Consider the following 17276-nt stretch of genomic DNA (forward strand, 5'->3'; position numbering starts at 1 on the left):
TGAACTGAGCATGGGTGACCCCCTCGACACGGGGAACGAGGCCGGGCCGCTGCCGGAACGCACCGGGTGGCGCGCGACGCTGGTCCTGCGGTGGGCGCAACGCCTTATCGACTGTTCCCCGGACATCCGGTTGTCCGAGGCGGATCTCCAGCAGGAGCTGGCGAAACTCGTCGACGAGTTGGCCGAGGCGCTGCAGGACCCGGCGCGCGCCGAGGAATCCGGCCGCATCGTGGGGGAGCGGCTGGTCGAACTGCACGCCACCGGCGACCGCAGCCTGGCGTGCACGCTGGAACTGATCCGGGACTGCGTCGTCGGCGAATCCGGAGTGGGCGCGGTGGGACACCTGCTGCAACTGCTCACCTCGATCGCCGCGGCCTACTCGGCGGCCGACCGGGAACGCGCCGAAGTCGAACGGCGCAACAACACGCAGGCGTTGCTGCGCGCCGACCGGGAGCTCAAGGCCAGCGACGCCAGGTTCCGCGAAGTGTTCACCAGCACGCCCATCGGCGTCGCCATCAGCGACCTCGACGGCCGGTTCATGGAGGTCAACCCCGCGCTGGCCGAGATCCTCCGGCACAGCGAGGACGAGCTGCTGACGATGGCCGTCCACGATCTGTTCCACCCCGAGGAGGCCGCGTACCTCAACGCCGCCTACGCCGAACTCGCCGAAGGCGGGCCGGGACAGCGGCTGCGGGAGCGACGCAGGCTGCTGCGCGCCGACGGCGAACAGGCGTGGACGTACCTGGCGGTGTCGCTGCTGCGCGGCGCCGACGGGGAACCGAAGCACATCGTCACGATGGTCGAGGACATCAGCGACCTCTACCTGCTGCAGGAACGCATCCAGTACCAGGCGCTGCACGATGCGATGACGGGGTTGGCGAACCGGCAGTACTTCCGCACCCGCCTGGAGGCCGCGCAGGGGAACTTCCCGCCGGACGGCATGCTCACGCTCTACCACCTGGGGCTCGACGGGTTCGAGCTGATCAACGACGGTCTCGGCTACGAGACCGGGGACAAGGTGATCCGGGCCGTCGCGCACCGGCTGGAGCAGCTGGTGGAGAACGAGGAAGCGCTCGTCGCCCGCTTCGGCGGCACCGAATTCGCCATCCTCATCAGCGAATCCCCGCACACCCCGGCGATCCCGGAGTTCGCCGCGCTGATCAACGAAGAGCTGTCGGAGCCGATCTACATCGGCCAGCACGGCATCGCGACCTCGGCGAGCATCGGCGTGGTGCGCCGCACCGTGTCCGAAGGCGACCCGACGAACATGATGTGGGCGGCCGACGTGGCACTGCGCCGCGCGGAGATCGCCGGAGCCCGCCAGTGGGAGCTCTACGACCCGGACCTGGCCCCCGACGAGCGGACCGAGGCGCAACTGGCGGCGATCATGCCGGGCGCTTTGGAACTCGGCGAGTTCGAAGTCTGCTACCGGCCGACGGTGAGCCTGGCCACCGGATCCCTGATCAGCGTCGAGGCGCAGCTGCGGTGGAGCCCGCCAGGTCACGGAGCGCTCGGGCACAGCGAATGCCTGGAACTGGCCGAACGCTCCGGCGTGACGCTGGCGCTGCGGGACTGGATGCTGCGCGCGGCCTGGGAACAGGTCGCCACCTGGAACCGAGCCGGATACGGCACCTGCTTTCTGATGGAGCTCAGCGAAAACCAGGTCCGCGACCCCGATCTGGTGGCGCTGGTGCGATCCGTCATCGAGGACGGTGATCTCGACGCGAAGTGGATGCACCTGGCGATGCCGACGAGGGCGGTGATGGACGCGTCCGAGGAAATGCTGGAGAACATCCGCCTGCTGCGGAACCTCGGCGTTCGTCCGCTGCTGCACAGCTTCTCCGGTTCCGCGCCGGAACTCCGGTCGTTGCGCCGCATTCCGGTGGAAGGGGCGCGGTTGGCCGAGGAGCTGGTCGACATGGTTCACGGTTGCGAAGACCAGGACGATCCGGCTGTGCGTGCGGTGTGGCAACTCATCCCGTTGATGCATGACAGTGGGGTGAAGATCTGTACCGGGGACATCTCGGACGAGAAGCAGCAGCGGCATTGGGTTGAGGCCGGGTGTGACTTCGCTGTGGGGTCGCTTTACGGGGCGCCGGCTACTGCGTGGGATGCGCAGGCTTTGCTGCGTGCTTTTGGGGTTGCGCAGCCGCCGCACTCGCACGATTGAGTTCTCCTCAGACGTCGGCTCGTTTTGCGTTGGTGTCCGGGTAGCGGAACCTCAGCGGCCTTCTCGCTGCGGGATCGATTTCTCAAGTAGCCACCTACTCAGCGAAATCGCTGTCCTCGCGAGAAGGCCGCTGAGAACCCGCCGGTGGTCGTTTTGGGTAGGTGGGCTAAGGGGTCCTTTCAGAATGCTGTGGCAAGGAGTTTGCGGGCGAGGATCATGCAGTGGGTGAGGTGGAGTAGGCCTTCGTGGATGTCGTCGCGGGTTTCCCAGCGGATGCGGAGTTTGCGGGGACCGTGGAGCCAGGCGAAGGCGGCTTCGACGACCCAGCGGAGTGTGCCGAGGCCGGATTCGTGCTGATCACCGCGACGTGCGATGCGGGGTGTGATGTTGCGGTCCCGTAGCTGGTGCCGGTATTTGTCGTGGTCATAGCCGCGGTCGGCGTAGACGTGACGGGGTGTGCGGCGGGGTCGGCCTCGGACTCCGCGTACCGGTGGGACCGCCTCGATCAGCGGTATCAGCTGGGTGACGTCGTTGCGGTTGCTGCCGGTCAGCAGCACTTGTAGCGGGGTTCCGCGGGCGTCGGTGATGATGTGGTGTTTCGAGCCCGGCCTGCCCCGATCAACCGGGCTCTTGCCCACTTTTGGGGAACCACGTCCTCGTTTGGCCTGGATCTGCGAGGAGTCCACCACTGCGCGGGAGAAATCCAGCTGATCGGCCGCACGCAGCTTGGCCAGCAGGACCTCCTCCAGCTGTTCCCAGACACCGGCCTGCTGCCACTCCGCCAACCGGCGCCAGCACGTCGAGCCCGAACCGAACCCGAGTTCCTGGGGCAGGAACTCCCACTGGATACCGGTGTAGAGCACGAACAACACACCCTGCAACGCCTTACGGTCATCGATCCGACACCGCCCCGGATGCCGAAACCTTCGTTCATGCCTGGGCAGCAACGGTGCGATCACCGCCCACAGCTCGTCACTGACCTCCCACGGCCTCGGGCGAGACATCCCACGCTCCAACCACAAACGCGATCAACACACACCCCCACCATGCCAAAACAAGATCATTCTGCAAGGACCCCTAAGCGCTGCGCGCTTGAGGCACGGCCTTCGGCCGCGAGGCACGGCTTCGCCGCGAGGCAGGTGGGCTTTGCCGCCTAGGGCACGGCTTCGCCGCGAGGCAGGTGGGCTTTGCCGCCTAGGGCACGGCTTCGCCGCGAGGCAGGTGGGCTTTGCCGCCTAGGGCACGGCTTCGCCGTAAGGCAGGTGGGCTTTGCCGCCCACTGCACGGCTTTGCCGTCCGGTGTGGGTGTTGTTGTGGTGGTTCGGACGTGAATCGGCCCCGCTCGGCGGATGCTGAGCGGGGCCGACTCGGTGCTTGGTTCAGCTCGCGTAGACCGGTTGGGTCTGCGGGTTGAACTCCTCGTAGCGGACGTCCTTGGCCGGGTCGGTGCGCGGGTCGTTCAGCGCGAGCACGTCGAGGCCTTCCTGGATGCCGCTGGAATAGATGTGGCCGTTGTAGTAGTACGCCGACCACGATCCGGCGAGCTGGAGCTCATTCGGGTCGAACGGCGGGCGGTCGAAGTGCGCGATCTCCTGCGGATTCGCCGAATCCGTGAAGTCCCACACCGAGACACCGCCCTGGTACCAGGCCTGCACCATGATGTCGCGGCCCGGCACGGGGATCAGGGACCCGTTGTGCGCCACGCAGTTCTCGGTGTCGGCCTGCTCGCGGGGCAGCTTGAAGTAGCTGCGGAAGTTCAGCTTCGCGTCCGCCCCGGAACCGGTGATGTCGTAGACGCCGTCCGCGCCGCGATGCGGCCCCACCTGCGAGTTGCAGGTGGCGGCGCCGCCACCGCCCAGCTCGTCGGTGAACACGACCTTCGTGCCGTCGTTGTTGAACGTGGCGGAGTGCCAGAACGCGAAGTTCTCGTCGTCGCGGACCCGCTCGGTCACCTTCGGCTTCGCCGGATCGGAGATGTCGAACAGCACGCCGTCACCCATGCACGCCCCGGCGGCGAGGTCGCGCTCCGGGAACACGGTGATGTCGTGGCAGCCGGTGGTCTCGCTGATGCCCTCGGGTGCACCGGGGTTGCCGCCCTCCGGGAACAGCACCGGGGCGTCGATGAGTTCGGGCGCGGCCGGGTTGTCCAACGGCACCTTGATGATCGAGATCTTGTCGTGCGGCGGCTGGCAGTTCGGGAACTCCGCCGACGGTCCGTACGACGAGACGTACAGGTACACGGCCTCACCGGCCTTGTCCGGCACCAGCGTGTGCGTGTGCGAGCCGCAATCCGTGGGGATCGCGGAGACGTAGCGCGGCTTCGCCGGGTCGCTCACGTCGAAGACCTTCATGCCTTCCCAGCCCTGCGGGTCGGCGGCGTCGGTCTCCTGGCTGTCGCAGCTGTCGTTGGTGCGCGGGTAGTCCGTGGAGACGAACAGCAGGTTCCCGGAGATCGACACGTCGCCCTGCCCGCCGGGGCACACGATCTGGGTGAGGACCTTCGGCTGTTCCGGCTGCTTGATGTCGTAGACGACGACACCGTCGTAGTTGCCGACGTAGGCGTGATCGCCCTTGAACGCGATGTCCGTGCCGTAGGCGTCGAGGTTGTCGAACGGCGCCTGCTTCGGCACGTTCGCCAAGTGCTCGATGTTCGCGCTGTGATCGGTGTCCGCGGGCCGTGCCTGCACGGCGGCACCGGAAGTGTCCTCGGGATGCTCGTTCGGCGGTGTCGCCGAGGACGGCGCGGCGAACACCACGCCGAGCACTAACGGCACGGTCGCGGCGAGGACCCCCGCGACGCGCCTCCTGCTGCGCTGACCGATACCCACACCATCACCCCATTTGTCCGGCCGGTTACCGGCCGTTGTGGAACAGCGGTTACCCCGACCGCATCTGATCAGTATCTTGTACCGAGATGGTCGAACCAATAGGCCGAGTGGTTGTTTCAACATGTGAAATCGCTGCCGCGAGGCCGGGGAGAGTCGGGGACGACATGTTCGGACGCGCGACGACCGGTCTGGTCGCGGCGGGCTGGTGCGCGGTGGCGCTGCTGGCGACCGCGGGCTGCACGAGCGGCGAACCCGCTGCCGAGGAACCGGCAGGCCCTCCCGTGGTCCTGCCCGGTGCGCCCGGTGACGAACCGAGCGTCGTGCCGTCGCTGGACCGCGAACACCTCGCGAGCCCCGCACCGGTGGCGGCCGAAGCGGACTACGTGCGGATGATGATCGTCCACCACGAGCAGGCCGTGACCATGACGGACCTCGCCGAGACCCGAGCCGAGGACCCGCGGGTGCGGTCGCTCGCCGCGCGCATCGGCGGCGTGCAGCCGGTCGAGATCGGCGCCATGCGCGGCTGGCTCGGCACCCACGATCTGCCGGAGAACCCGGGAGGTTCAGCGCACGAGGGCCACTCGGGGCACGGGCATTCCGGTCACGGCGCCGAGTCCCAGCCGATGCCGGGCATGGCGACGCCCGAGCAGCTCGTGGAGCTCGAAAAGTCCGACGGCGCGGAGTTCGATCGCCTCTTCCTCCAGCTGATGACCGCGCACCACGAGGGCGCGGTCGCGATGGCCACCGACGTGCTCGCCACCGGCCGCGACGAGCAGCTGCACGAAATGGCGCAAGACGTCCTCGTCACGCAATCCGACGAGATCACCACGATGCGGAAACTCGCCGCCGGGGGCTGAGTTCCGCGCGGCTCAGGTGAGGTCGTCGAACTCCCCGGCCTTGACGCCCTGCACCCACGCGAACATCTCGGCCCGGGTGAACAACACGGCACCGTCCTCGGGGTGGTTGCTGTTGCGCACGGCTACCCGCCCGTCCGGCAACGCGGCAGCCTCAACGCACTGACCACCGCCACCGTTGCTGCCGCCGGAGAAACTGCTTTTCCGCCAGGTCAGATCGGCGTACTCATCGAGTTTTGACATGAGACTCCCTTCCGCCCGATCACCCGGGGACGGGTTCCGCGCGGTTCAGGTGAGGTCGTCGAACTCCCCGGCCTTGACGCCCTGCACCCACGCGAGCATCTCAGCACGGGTGAACAACACGGCACCCTCTTCTGGGAGCTTGCCATTGCGCCGCAATGCGGCCATCGGGTAACGCGGCAGCCTCCACACACTGACCGCCACCATTGCTTCCCCCGCCAGAGAAGCTGCTCTTGCGCCAGTTCAGGCTGCCATTTCCGTCGAGCTGTGACATGGGGTTCCCCTTCCGCACGATCACTCGAAGCTCTTCTTCGCTTTCATGATCGCATCTGCGGAGTCCGCGCGGGACAGGGAAATCTCTGTCAGCGCCCCAAATCGGAGCGTGCAAGCCCGGACCTGATCTCGATCCTCCGAATAGAGGCTTCCCGCAGGCCCTTCGGTGTAGCCGATGTCGGGGATGGGTTCTGGAAGGCTCAGGACTGCGAAGTCGCCCTCCAAACCGGGACTGCCACCGCAGTCCTTCGGCAAGATCTGGATCGTGACATCCGACTGCTCGGCGACATCGAGCAATCGTTAAAGCTGATCACGCATGATCGACGGCTTGCCCACGACCCGCTCAAGGATCGTCTGATCCATGATGAAGTGTTGGCACGGTGGCGTTTCCCCGGCATGGATCTAAACCGGACACGCTTCGCATGAATGCAGAGGGTGGCCATGGCCGATAACCACGCAGTGAGCGGATCGACCGAGTCCGCAGGGCATCCGCTGGACGCCCTCGTCAACGACCCGACCGGCCTGCGGCCGCTGTGCGATGAGGAGATGTTCGCCGAGATCATGGCCGGGATCGTGGCCGACTCGGCGCCGCGCGTCTTCGCCATCGTCCAGGAGTACGGGCTGCGGGTGGACGGTCGTGTCGCTGCGTGGGGGCTGGTGCTGCCGGATCGAGTCGAGGTCGTCTCGGTCGAGAAGGGCATCCGCTCCAGCGCCGCCACCGCCGAAGAGTCCATTGTGGAATTCAGCTGCGGCACGCACATCCGGCCCCGGCTGGTCTGGGTGGATCCGGCGAAGGCCACTCCGGATCTCGACGAGGACGAAGAAAACGGGACCGAGATGAGCGGGCCGGGGACCGATGGCACATGATCGGGTGGTGGCACCGAACGAGATTCCGAACGACGAAGCCGACGAGATGTTCGCCGCGTGGATGCGGCAGAACCTGGACCGGGCCGCCGAGCACTTCGAAGTGCGCCTGGTGGGGGAGCCCGTGTTCGGCTGGCGGCTGCGGTCCATCGGCGCGGCCGTGCTCAGCTCCGACGGCCCGCGCTGGTTGCGCGTGGTGTCGGAGGAGATCCACTGGGCCGAAGGGGACTGGTGGACCGGCAACGCCGACTCCAACGCGATCACCGGCGTGCGCAAACCACGAGTCCTCGGCCTGGTGGAGTGGGAACTGTCCGAGACGCGGCGGCAACGCGGCGAGCTGATGACCTTCGTACCGGGGCAGCGCTGCTCGGACACCGACGTGCTGCGCGAAGAGCTCGACCTGTCCGACGAGTGGTGGGCGGAGCTGCGCGGCGCGCTCGACACGATCCGCGCGGTGCCGACCCTGCGGCTGCGCAACGACGAACCCGACATCCAGCGAGCAGTGCGGGACAAGCTCGGCCACGACCTCGACATCGAGCACTGGGACACGGTGCACGGCGATCTGCACTGGGCGAACCTGGTACGTCCCCGGTTCGGCCTGCTCGACTGGGAGCTGTGGGGGCGCGGACCGGCGGGAACGGACGCGGCCTCGCTGTACTGCTACAGCCTGCTCGTCCCGCCGATCGCCGCGAAGGTCCGGGACACCTTCGCCGACGTCCTCGACACCGCAGACGGCACCACGGCCCTGCGCTACGTCGCGGCCCGCGCCCTGCACCGCGTCGACATGGGCGACCACCCGGACCTCGCCGACCCGCTCCGGGAGCTCGTCGCCCGGCTCTGAGCTCGCGTGTCCCGGATTTCGGTCAGTGGATGAGTTTGAGGCCGATGACGCCGCCGACGATCGCGGCGAGGAAGACGACCTTGAGCACGGACACCGGTTCGCCACCGGTGGCCATCGCGTACAGGACGGTGAGCACCGCGCCGATGCCCACCCACACCGCGTAGGAGGTGCCGACGGGGAGCTCGCGCATCGCGTAGGCGAGGCCCGCCATGCTCGCGGCCAGGGCGGTGAAGAACACCACGGACGGGCCGAGCCTGCTGAGGCCATCGGACTTGCCCAGGGCCGTCGCCCACACGGCTTCGAGCACACCGGAAATGACCAGGACGATCCACGACATCACGGACTCCCTCTGGGCCGTCTTGTCGCACACCGGGTACGGCGCCCCTCGTCCGGGAGCCACGTTGTCGGGCTCGATTCCAACGTCGCACACCCGCTGCGGGGTGGCAACGAGTGCCGCCTCACCCGAGCGTCGTCGGCCGGGGTACCGCCGGATCGCGTCGAGCTGAGGGCGATCGGGGCGCTGTCGGAGTGCGGCAACTCGGGTGGGCGACGGCGTCGCTCAGGTGACCGCCGCGAGTCCCGGGGGCGCGTCAGCTCTGCGGCAACCCCAGCGCGGCGCGGACCAGCGACAGCGCTTCCTGCGGCGGGATGCCCAGATCATGGGTGGTGCGGGCGTAGTCGGCGGCCGCGTCGGCGGCGCGCTGGGCACTGCGGTTCCCGGCGGCGCTGACGAACGTGCCCGCGCGGCCGCGCGTCTCGATGAGACCGGCCTGCTCCAGCTCCCGGTACGCCTTCGCGGCGGTGTTCGCGGCGATGCCGAGGTCCGTCGCGAGCCCCCGCACCGTCGGCAGCTTCGCGCCCACCGGCAGCTCACCGGAGTTGATCCGCTCGGCGATCCCGGACCGCACCTGCTCGAACGGGCTCACCCCGGAGTCGGGGTCCACGCTGAGATCCATGCCCGCATTGTCCGCCACCACGGCGGGCTCACGCCCCGGGCCTCACCCGGCGAGCTCGTGCGGGACGCCGAGCTCGTCGTAGAGCCGCGCGGCCGCCCGGCGCTGCTCGCGGGCCTGCTCGGGGCGGCCGGTGCTCTCGTAGAGGTCGGCGAGCCGCTCGCGATCCAGGGCCTCGCCGTAGCCGAACTCGGTTTCCTGGTGCAAAGCCAGCGCTTGTTCGAGGTGTTCGGCTGCTTCGTCGGTGCTGCCCATCGCGCCCAGCACCAGGCCGATCTCGCTCAGGCAGCCGGCCTCGTTCCGGCGGTCGCCGTGCGAGCGGCGGATCTCAATGGCCCGTTGCAGGTGCGGGATCGCTTCGCCGAACTGCCCGAGGCGGCACTCGGCCTTGGCCAGCGCGCTCAACGCGGTGGCCTCACCCCACTCGTCGCCCAGCGCGACGTGCATGGCGTAGGCGCGTTCCAACGTCTCGTCGGCCTCCGCGTCACGGCCCAGCCCGTAGTACACGCTGCCGAGGTCGCGCAGCGCCCACGCATGTGCCCACTCCGGGCCGACCCGCTCCCACAGCCATACCGCCCGCTGCAACTCCACCAGCGCCTTCTGGTGTTCGTGCAACGTTCCTAACGCGATGGCGTCGCTGGTCAGCAGCCAAGCCTCGGCGAGCTCGTCGCCGAGCGCGCGGGCGGAAGCGAGCCCGATGCGGTGCGTCTCCAACCAATCGGCCACCGGGCGCCGGGAAAGCATGAAGGCGAACATCGCCACCGGCAGCTGCCAGCCGAAGAGGTGCTCCCCGAGCGAAGAAGCCTGCCGGACCACGGCTTTCAGGTTCTCCCGCTCCTCGTCGTAGAAGTGCAGCGCGGCCGGGCGATCGGCGAATTCCGGTATCGAACCGGGGGATTCCGGCGGCTCCATCGGGATCCGGCTGAAGCTCGGTGCCGCCTGCCACGAGGCGGCGATCGTGGCGTGCAGATACCAGGACAGCAGTCTGCGCACGGCCGCGTCGCGTTCTTCGGCGCTCTCGTCGTGCCGCGCGCATTCGGCGGCGTAGAGGCCGAGCAGGTCGTGGAACCGGTAGCGCTGCGCCCGGTGCTCGTCGAGCAGGTGCGCGCCGACCAGGGAGTCGAGCAATCGGCGGGTCTTGGCGCGCGACAGCCCGGCCAGCGCGGCCACCGCGTCCAGGCTGAGGTCCGGGCTTTCGGCGAGCCCGAGCAGCCGGAACAGCCGCGCGACATCCGGCTGGAGCGAGCGGTAGGACCACGAGAAGACCGCGCGCACCGTGGTGAACTCGTCCTCCTCGACGGTCAGTGCGTCCAGCCGTTCGCGTTCATCGGCGAGCTCTTCCACGAGCTCGGCGACCCGCAGGTGCGATCCGGCGACGAGTCGTTCGGCGGCGATGCGCAGCGCCAGCGGCAGGAATCCGCAATACCCGGCGAGTTCGACGGCGGCCTCAGGCTCGGCGTCGACTCGGTCGGCACCGGCGGCTCTGCGGAGAAGTTCGATCGCGCGGTCCGGCGGCAGCACGTCCAGCGACATCCGGGTTGCTCCTTCCCTGGCCGTCAGGCTCGCCAACCGGTTGCGGCTGGTGACCACAACCCGGCAGGGCGCGGAACCTGGCAACAGCGGTCGGACCTGTTCGGCGGTGGCGGCGTTGTCGAGCACGATCAGCATATGGCGGCCGGTCAGCATGGTCCGGTACATCGAGGATTTCGCATCGGTGGCGACGGGCAGCCGGTCGTCGGGCACGCCCAGTGCGCGCAGCATTTCGTCGAGCGCCTCGTCCGCATCCCGCTTGCGATCGATGTGGTGGCCGCGCAGGTCCAGGTACAGGTCCCCGTCGGGGAACCGGTCCCGCACCCGGTGCGCCCAGAAAGCGGCGAGCGAGGTCTTCCCGACGCCCCCGGAACCGACGATCAACCAGGTCGGCGCGGCGGACTCGGCGGGCTCGGCCAGCCAGGAGTCCAGCGCGCTCAGGCTGGTCTCGCGGTCGGTGAAGTGCGAAACGCGCGCGGGCAGCTGTCGCGGCACCGGGGTCTCGGGCGCAGCCGGCTGGTGGAAGTGCACGCCCCCGTGGACCTTCCCGACCTGCACGACGTTGCGCGCGGTTCCGGAGAAGACGTTCCGGATCTCATCGGCCATCCCGACCTCCCACCGAAACGAGTGCCCGAGAACGGTTTACCGCTCAGGGCGCCGCGGGATGGTCGAAATCTCCCGAAAGCACCGAAAATCAGGCCATCCGGAGCAGTCGTGTTGCCCGAATGCCCGGCCGTGGATCGTCTCTCCGCCAAGGAGAATCCGCTGCGCCGCACGTGTGCGCATCGGTTTCGGCGGTGCCGACCGGCTCGGCCTTGATGACCCATGTGGACATGCGGTCCATCCTCTTCATCGCGCCGGTGGGTTCCAGCGTTCTCCCGGGAACACCACCGCGATGCGTCCTGGTCCGCCCCTCGCGCGAATGTGGGACGGCTACCGCTCCCGGAAGGCGCGCAGCAGCCTCTCCGCCGCCAGGGATGCGGTGAGTTCGCCCGCGCGGACGTGGGATTCGACGTCCGCGACGATTTCGCGCACCTCGGGGTGGGCGACGAGTTCCGCCATCAGCTGATCGCGGACCAGCGCCCACGTCCACTCGACCTGCTGGCGGCTGCGCTTGTCGGCGAGTTCGCCGGTGTCGGTGAGCGTCGCGCGGTGCTGCTCGATCTGCTCCCACAGCGAGTCCAGGCCGTTGCCGGTGAGGCCGCTGCACGTCACCACCGGCGGCGTCCACGAGGCGCTGACGGGAGTGAGCAGCCGCAGTGCCCCGCGCAGTTCGCGGGCGGCCTTGCGCGCGTCCATCTCATGTGGACCGTCCGCCTTGTTGACGGCGACCAGATCGGCGAGTTCCAGCACGCCTTTTTTGATGCCCTGCAACTGATCCCCGGTCCGCGCGAGCGTCAGCAGCAGGAAGCAGTCGACCATCCCGGCCACCGTCACCTCGGACTGGCCGACGCCGACGGTCTCCACCAGCACCACGTCGAACCCGGCGGCCTCCATCAGCACGATCGTCTCGCGGGTGGCGCGGGCGACGCCGCCGAGCGTGCCCGCCGACGGAGAGGGCCGCACGAACGCGGCCGGATCCGCCGACAGCGTCGCCATCCGCGTCTTGTCGCCGAGGATGCTGCCGCCGGTGCGAGTCGAGGACGGGTCCACCGCCAGCACCGCCACCCGATGCCCGGCCGCGGTCAGCGTCGTGCCGAGCGACTCGATGAACGTGGACTTGCCGACGCCGGGCACGCCGGTGATGCCCACCCGGTGCGCCCCGCCGCTGTGCGGGAGCAGTTCGATCAGCAGCTCCTGGGCCTTGGCCCGGTGCGCCGGTTTGGTCGACTCGACCAGCGTGATCGCCTGCGCCAACTTCGTGCGGGAACCCTCCAGCACGCCCTTGGCGTAGTCCTCTACGTTGATCTCGCGCGGCATTGAGACGTCCTTGCGGAGTGAGCTGGCGTAGTGGGTCGGGTGGCGGAACCTCAGTGGCTTCCTCGCTGCCCCCTTGCCGGGTGTGGCCGCGATTTCTCAAGTAGCACCCTACTCAGCGAAATCGCCGTCCTCGCGAGGAAGCCGCGGAGAACCCGCCGGTGGTGGGCTTGCTTCGGTGGTCACTGCTCAGCGGCTCCGCCGCTGACAAGGCACCGATCAACGGACTCATCAGTCGAGTTCGAGCCGGGTCCGGAGTTCTTCGAGCAGGCCGAGCGCGGCCTCGGCGATCACCGTGCCGGGCGGGAAGATCGCGCTCGCGCCCGCTTCGCGCAGGGCGTCGAAGTCCGCGGGCGGGATGACGCCGCCGACCACCACCATGATGTCCTCGCGCCCCACCGCGGCGAGCTCGTCGCGCAGCGCGGGCACCAGGGTGAGGTGCCCGGCGGCCAGCGAGGACACCCCGACGATGTGCACGTCGGACTCGGCGGCTTGGCGCGCGACCTCGGCGGGGGTCTGGAACAGGGGGCCGACGTCGACGTCGAAGCCGAGGTCGGCGAACGCTGTGGCGATCACCTTCTGGCCCCGGTCGTGGCCGTCCTGGCCCATCTTCGCGACGAGGATGCGGGGGCGGCGGCCTTCGTCCTCGGCGAAGCGCTCCACGACTTCGCGGGCGCGCTCCAAGGATTCCGACGGCCCCGCTTCCTCCCGGTACACGCCGGAGATCGTACGGATCTGCCCGGCGTGGCGGCCGAAGACCTTCTCCATGGCGTCGGAGATCTCCCCGACGGTGGCCTTCTCGCGCGCCGCGTCCACCGCGAGCGTGAGCAGGTTGTGGTCGAGGTCGTTCGGCCGCTCGTCGGACATCGAGGCCTCGGCGGCACCGCTGAGGCGGGCCAGCGCGTCCTGGCAGGCGGCCTCGTCGCGTTCCTCCCGCAGCCGCCGCAGCTTGTCGAGCTGTTCGGCGCGGACCTCCGCGTTGTCGACCTTGAGGACTTCGATCTGCTCGTCACCGTCGAAGCGGTACTTGTTGATGCCGATCAGCGGCTGGCGCCCGGAGTCGATGCGCGCCTGGGTGCGGGCGGCCGCTTCCTCCACGCGCAGCTTCGGGATGCCGGCGTCGATGGCTTGGGCCATGCCGCCCGCGTCTTCGACCTCGGTGATGTGCGCCCAGGCGCGTTCGGCGAGGTCCTGGGTGAGCCGCTCGATGTAGTGGCTGCCGCCCCACGGGTCGATCACGCGCGTGGTGCCGGATTCCTGCTGCAGCACCAGCTGCGTGTTCCGGGCGATGCGCGCGGAGAAGTCCGTGGGCAGCGCCAGCGCCTCGTCGAGCGCGTTGGTGTGCAACGACTGGGTGTGGCCCTGGGTGGCGGCCATCGCCTCCACGCAGGTGCGGGCCACGTTGTTGTAGACGTCCTGCGCGGTCAGCGACCAGCCGGAGGTCTGCGAATGGGTGCGCAGCGACAGGGATTTCGAGTTCTGCGGCCCGAAGGTCTTCACCAGCTTCGCCCACAGCAGGCGGGCGGCGCGCAGCTTCGCGACCTCCATCGCGAAGTTCATCCCGATGCCCCAGAAGAACGACAACCGGGGCGCGAACGCGTCGATGTCCAGCCCGGCCTGCTTGCCAGCGCGCAGGTATTCCACGCCGTCGGCGAGGGTGTAGGCGAGCTCCAGGTCGGCCGTCGCCCCGGCTTCCTGGATGTGGTAACCGGAGATGGAGATGGAGTTGAACTTCGGCATCTTCTGCGAGGTGTAGGCGAAGATGTCCGAGATGATCCGCATCGACGGCTGCGGCGGGTAGATGTAGGTGTTGCGGACCATGAACTCTTTGAGGATGTCGTTCTGGATGGTCCCCGCGAGCTTCTCCGGTGCCACGCCCTGCTCTTCGGCGGCGACGATGTAGAGCGCCATCACCGGCAGCACGGCGCCGTTCATCGTCATCGACACGCTCATCTTGTCCAGCGGGATGCCGTCGAACAGCTGGCGCATGTCGTAGATCGAGTCGATCGCCACCCCGGCCATGCCCACGTCACCGCCGACCCGGGGGTGATCGGAGTCGTAGCCGCGGTGGGTGGCCAGGTCGAACGCCACCGACAGGCCCTTCTGCCCGGCGGCGAGGTTGCGGCGGTAGAACGCGTTCGACGCCGCCGCCGTGGAGAAACCCGCGTACTGGCGCACGGTCCACGGCTGGTTGACGTACATCGTCGGGTACGGGCCGCGCAGGAACGGCGCGATGCCCGGCTTGGTGCGCAGGAAGTCCAAGTCCTCGGTGTCGGCCGCGGTGTAGAGCGGTTTCACCCCGATGCCCTCGGGCGCTTCCCACACCAAGGCGTCGGCTTCCTTGCCGGTGGCCGACAGGACCGCCGCGTCCCAGTTCGCGTCGCTGTCGGCCGCGTCCCGGTCGAGCGGGACGTCGGCGAAGTTCGGGATGCTGTGGTTCATCACTCGACTCCCAACGTGCGGTGCGCGGCGCGCAGCACCTGGATCGCGTCGCAACCGGCGAACACGTGACCGTCCACATCGTCCGGTCGTTGACTCGGTTTTCCGGCCAGCAGCACGCGTTTCGCGCCCGCTTCCTTGAGCGCCTCGGCCGTTTCGGCGGCGCGTTCGGCGTAGACCTTGTCCGCCGAGCACAGGCAGACCACCGGAGTGGGGTGCTCGGCGTAGGCGGCGAGCACGTCCGAAGTGGACTCCGTCGGTCCTGCCTCGGTGGATTCCAGGCCACCGGCGGCGAACAGGTTCCGGGCGAACGACGCCCGCGCCGTGTAGGTCGCCAGCGGTCCCAGCGTGGCGAGGAAGACCTCCGGTCGCTGCTGCTGAGCGTCGGCGGCGTCGCGCAGCGCCTCGAACTCCTCGGCGTAGCGCACCCTCGGCAGCCCGCCCGAGGGCGGTTCCGGCGCGGGCTCGCGCCGCAGGGGCTGCTCGGTGAGGTTCGGGAACTCGCTCACCCCGGTGATCGGGTCGGAGCGGTCGGCGACCGCGGCCTTGCGCCGCTCCCAGGTAGCCGCGAGCCGCTCGGCGACCACGCCGGAGCGCAAGGCGTCCGGAAGTCCGCTCGCGCCCTCGATCTCCTGGAACCACGCCCAGGCGGCGTTGGCGAGCTCGTCGGTCAGCGTCTCGACGTACCAGGAGCCACCGGCCGGGTCGATCACCTGCGCCAGGTGCGATTCGTCGAGCAGCAGCGCCTGCGTGTTGCGGGCGACGCGCTGGGAGAACTCGTCCGGCGAGCCGATCGCCGCGTCGAACGGCTGCACCGTCACCGCCTGCGCACCGCCGACGCCGGCGGCGAACGTCGCGATCGTCGCGCGCAGCATGTTCACCCACGGATCGCGCCGCGTCAGCATCGCCGAGGAGGTCACGGCGTGCTGGGGCTGCGCCCGCGCCGCAGGCGAGGCGCCGCAGCGGCGCGCGACCTGCTCCCACACGCGGCGCGCGGCGCGCAGCTTCGCGATGGTGAGGAACTGGTCGGCGGTCGCCGCGTAGCGGAACTCCAGCAGTCCGCACGCGGTGTCCACGTCCAGCCCGGCTTCGGTCAGCCACCGCAGGTAGGTGACTCCGGCGGCCAGCGAGGCGCCCAGCTCCTCGCCGTCCGAACCGCCCGCGTCGTGGTACGGCAAGGCGTCCACGGTGATCGCCCGCAGGCCCGGGTGGCCGTCGGCGCAGCGTTTCGCCAGTTCCACGGCCTGCCCCGGGCCGATGTCCCGGCCGGTGCGGGCCTGCACGCCCAGCGGGTCGGCGCCGAGGTTGCCGCGCAGCGCGCTCGGCGCCACGTCCTGCTCGGCGGCGATGGCCAGCAGGGCGGCGGCCGCGCTCGGCGCCTGCTCGCCCGCGTCGAGCACCACGCCGATCATGTCCAAGTGCACGCCGTGCAACGCGTCGGCCAGCGAGTCCACGGCGAGCCCGCCTTCGCCGAGCCGCAGCAGCAGCGAGCCGACTCCGCCGTTGAGGTCCGCGAGGATCTGCCGGTTCGCGGTGGCCGCGTCCGGATTCCCGTGCGACTGGCGCACGTCCCAGCCCTCCGCGACCGAGCCCTGCGGCCTGCTGCCCCGCACGAACGGGGCGAATCCGGGCAGTCCCGAGGCGGACGCGTCTTCGGACGCCCTGTCTTCGGCCGCCCCATCCCCGGTCGCCTCATCTCTGGTGGCGCTGTACAGCGGCCGCACCGTGAGGTCGTCGTAGGTCCGCGTCGCCAGCAGCTCGGCCGGATCTTCGGGGGCCGGATCGCCTTCCGCGATGCGGCCGGTCCTGCGCAGGACCTTCTCCACCTGCTCCAGCCACTGCCGATGCGTGGGCTCGGGGAATTCGCCGCCCAGGCTGAGCCCGGGCCGGGGGCTGCTCGTCGTCGAGAGCCGGTCAGAGGGCGCCATGGGGATCGATGGTAGGACTCGGAGTACCCGCGAAACGGCCGCTTCCTTGTGACCCACGTCCCACCTGGTAGGCAAGCCCGATTCCCAGGCTCTCGGGTGCCGCTCAGTGACCGCTGAAGTGGTACTCCCAGCCCGCTTCCGGGATGTAGTGCAGGCGGTAACTGGTCTCGATCTTGGGGCCGTCGTGCAGGTGGACGTGCCGAAGCAGGCGGCCGTGCACCGCCTCGGAATCGCGCAGCCCTTGTTCGCGCCCGTCCAGCGGTCCGCCGACGAACCGCACCTGTCGCTCCGGCATGCGGACAGTGTCGATGATCCGCACGGGGCCGATCCAGCCCCCGACCACCGTCCGTCACCCGATGGGATGAGATTCGGGGTTCGGTGAAGGCGAACCGATCCCCCGAATCGCGCAGCCGACCCCGCCTGAGGTGCGGACGAGCAC

General features: G+C 69.3%; 16 protein-coding genes and 1 riboswitch. Of the genes, 4 read left to right on the forward strand and 12 right to left on the reverse strand.

Features of this window, described 5'->3' with window-relative positions; all coding sequences use genetic code 11:
• Positions 1-10: 10 nt before the first annotated feature.
• Positions 11-2170 (forward strand): putative bifunctional diguanylate cyclase/phosphodiesterase, encoded by a 2160-nt coding sequence (locus H2Q94_RS07560; RefSeq protein WP_243793553.1) that lies wholly within the window; start codon positions 11-13, stop codon positions 2168-2170.
• Positions 2171-2349: 179 nt separating this feature from the next.
• Here the strand turns inward: H2Q94_RS07560 and H2Q94_RS07565 are convergent, their stop codons facing one another.
• Both H2Q94_RS07565 and H2Q94_RS07570 read right to left on the reverse strand, forming a co-directional pair.
• Positions 2350-3174: an IS5 family transposase gene (locus tag H2Q94_RS07565; RefSeq protein WP_243788901.1), complete on the reverse strand. Its 825-nt coding sequence runs from the start codon at positions 3172-3174 to the stop codon at positions 2350-2352.
• 375 nt (positions 3175-3549) lie between these two features.
• Positions 3550-4998, reverse strand: a complete 1449-nt coding sequence (locus H2Q94_RS07570; protein WP_243793556.1) for an LVIVD repeat-containing protein — start codon at positions 4996-4998, stop codon at positions 3550-3552.
• A 164-nt stretch (positions 4999-5162) separates the two neighbouring features.
• Between H2Q94_RS07570 and H2Q94_RS07575 the strand changes: the two genes are divergently transcribed.
• Positions 5163-5855 (forward strand): DUF305 domain-containing protein, encoded by a 693-nt coding sequence (locus H2Q94_RS07575; protein ID WP_243793558.1) that lies wholly within the window; start codon positions 5163-5165, stop codon positions 5853-5855.
• 12 nt (positions 5856-5867) lie between these two features.
• On the opposite strand, the gene H2Q94_RS07580 is transcribed toward H2Q94_RS07575, so the two are convergent.
• The 3 genes from H2Q94_RS07580 to H2Q94_RS07590 form a co-directional block, all read right to left on the reverse strand.
• A complete protein-coding gene (locus tag H2Q94_RS07580; protein ID WP_243793569.1) occupies positions 5868-6095 on the reverse strand; it encodes a DUF397 domain-containing protein in 228 nt (75 codons plus the stop codon).
• 100 nt (positions 6096-6195) lie between these two features.
• Positions 6196-6366, reverse strand: a complete 171-nt coding sequence (locus H2Q94_RS07585; RefSeq protein WP_397545440.1) for a DUF397 domain-containing protein — start codon at positions 6364-6366, stop codon at positions 6196-6198.
• Positions 6367-6386: 20 nt separating this feature from the next.
• Entirely contained in the window at positions 6387-6662 is a 276-nt protein-coding gene (locus tag H2Q94_RS07590; RefSeq protein WP_243793570.1) for a Scr1 family TA system antitoxin-like transcriptional regulator, read from the reverse strand.
• Between the two features lie 162 nt (positions 6663-6824).
• Between H2Q94_RS07590 and H2Q94_RS07595 the strand changes: the two genes are divergently transcribed.
• Positions 6825-7232 carry a hypothetical protein gene (locus tag H2Q94_RS07595; RefSeq protein WP_243793571.1) on the forward strand — a complete coding sequence of 136 codons (408 nt, stop codon included), beginning with the start codon at positions 6825-6827 and terminating at the stop codon, positions 7230-7232.
• Between the two features lie 7 nt (positions 7233-7239).
• Positions 7240-8070 carry an aminoglycoside phosphotransferase gene (locus H2Q94_RS07600; RefSeq protein WP_243793572.1) on the forward strand — a complete coding sequence of 277 codons (831 nt, stop codon included), beginning with the start codon at positions 7240-7242 and terminating at the stop codon, positions 8068-8070.
• 22 nt (positions 8071-8092) lie between these two features.
• Here the strand turns inward: H2Q94_RS07600 and H2Q94_RS07605 are convergent, their stop codons facing one another.
• From H2Q94_RS07605 to H2Q94_RS07635, 7 genes are all read right to left on the reverse strand, one after another.
• On the reverse strand, positions 8093-8407 hold the full coding sequence (locus H2Q94_RS07605; RefSeq protein WP_243793573.1) for a DMT family transporter: 315 nt from the start codon (positions 8405-8407) through the stop codon (positions 8093-8095).
• Positions 8408-8418: 11 nt separating this feature from the next.
• Positions 8419-8485, reverse strand: a riboswitch (guanidine-III (ykkC-III) riboswitch).
• A 175-nt stretch (positions 8486-8660) separates the two neighbouring features.
• Complete coding sequence (locus H2Q94_RS07610) at positions 8661-9026, reverse strand: GntR family transcriptional regulator (protein WP_243793583.1); 366 nt, start codon at positions 9024-9026, stop codon at positions 8661-8663.
• Positions 9027-9068: 42 nt separating this feature from the next.
• A complete protein-coding gene (locus H2Q94_RS07615; RefSeq protein WP_243793586.1) occupies positions 9069-11159 on the reverse strand; it encodes an ATP-binding protein in 2091 nt (696 codons plus the stop codon).
• Positions 11160-11486: 327 nt separating this feature from the next.
• On the reverse strand, positions 11487-12473 hold the full coding sequence (gene meaB, locus H2Q94_RS07620) for a methylmalonyl Co-A mutase-associated GTPase MeaB (RefSeq protein WP_243793589.1): 987 nt from the start codon (positions 12471-12473) through the stop codon (positions 11487-11489).
• A gap of 228 nt (positions 12474-12701) precedes the next feature.
• The gene (gene scpA / locus H2Q94_RS07625) at positions 12702-14912 is read right to left on the reverse strand and encodes a methylmalonyl-CoA mutase (RefSeq protein ID WP_243793591.1); all 2211 of its coding nucleotides are present in this window, start codon (positions 14910-14912) and stop codon (positions 12702-12704) included.
• The gene (locus H2Q94_RS07630; protein WP_243793593.1) at positions 14912-16837 is read right to left on the reverse strand and encodes a methylmalonyl-CoA mutase family protein; all 1926 of its coding nucleotides are present in this window, start codon (positions 16835-16837) and stop codon (positions 14912-14914) included. The genes scpA and H2Q94_RS07630 overlap by 1 nt, the downstream gene beginning before the upstream one ends.
• A gap of 103 nt (positions 16838-16940) precedes the next feature.
• Positions 16941-17132 carry a hypothetical protein gene (locus H2Q94_RS07635; RefSeq protein WP_243793595.1) on the reverse strand — a complete coding sequence of 64 codons (192 nt, stop codon included), beginning with the start codon at positions 17130-17132 and terminating at the stop codon, positions 16941-16943.
• Positions 17133-17276: the final 144 nt, after the last annotated feature.

Origin of the sequence: Saccharopolyspora gloriosae (assembly GCF_022828475.1) — a bacterium.
Classification (GTDB): Bacteria; Actinomycetota; Actinomycetes; order Mycobacteriales; family Pseudonocardiaceae; genus Saccharopolyspora_C; species Saccharopolyspora_C gloriosae_A.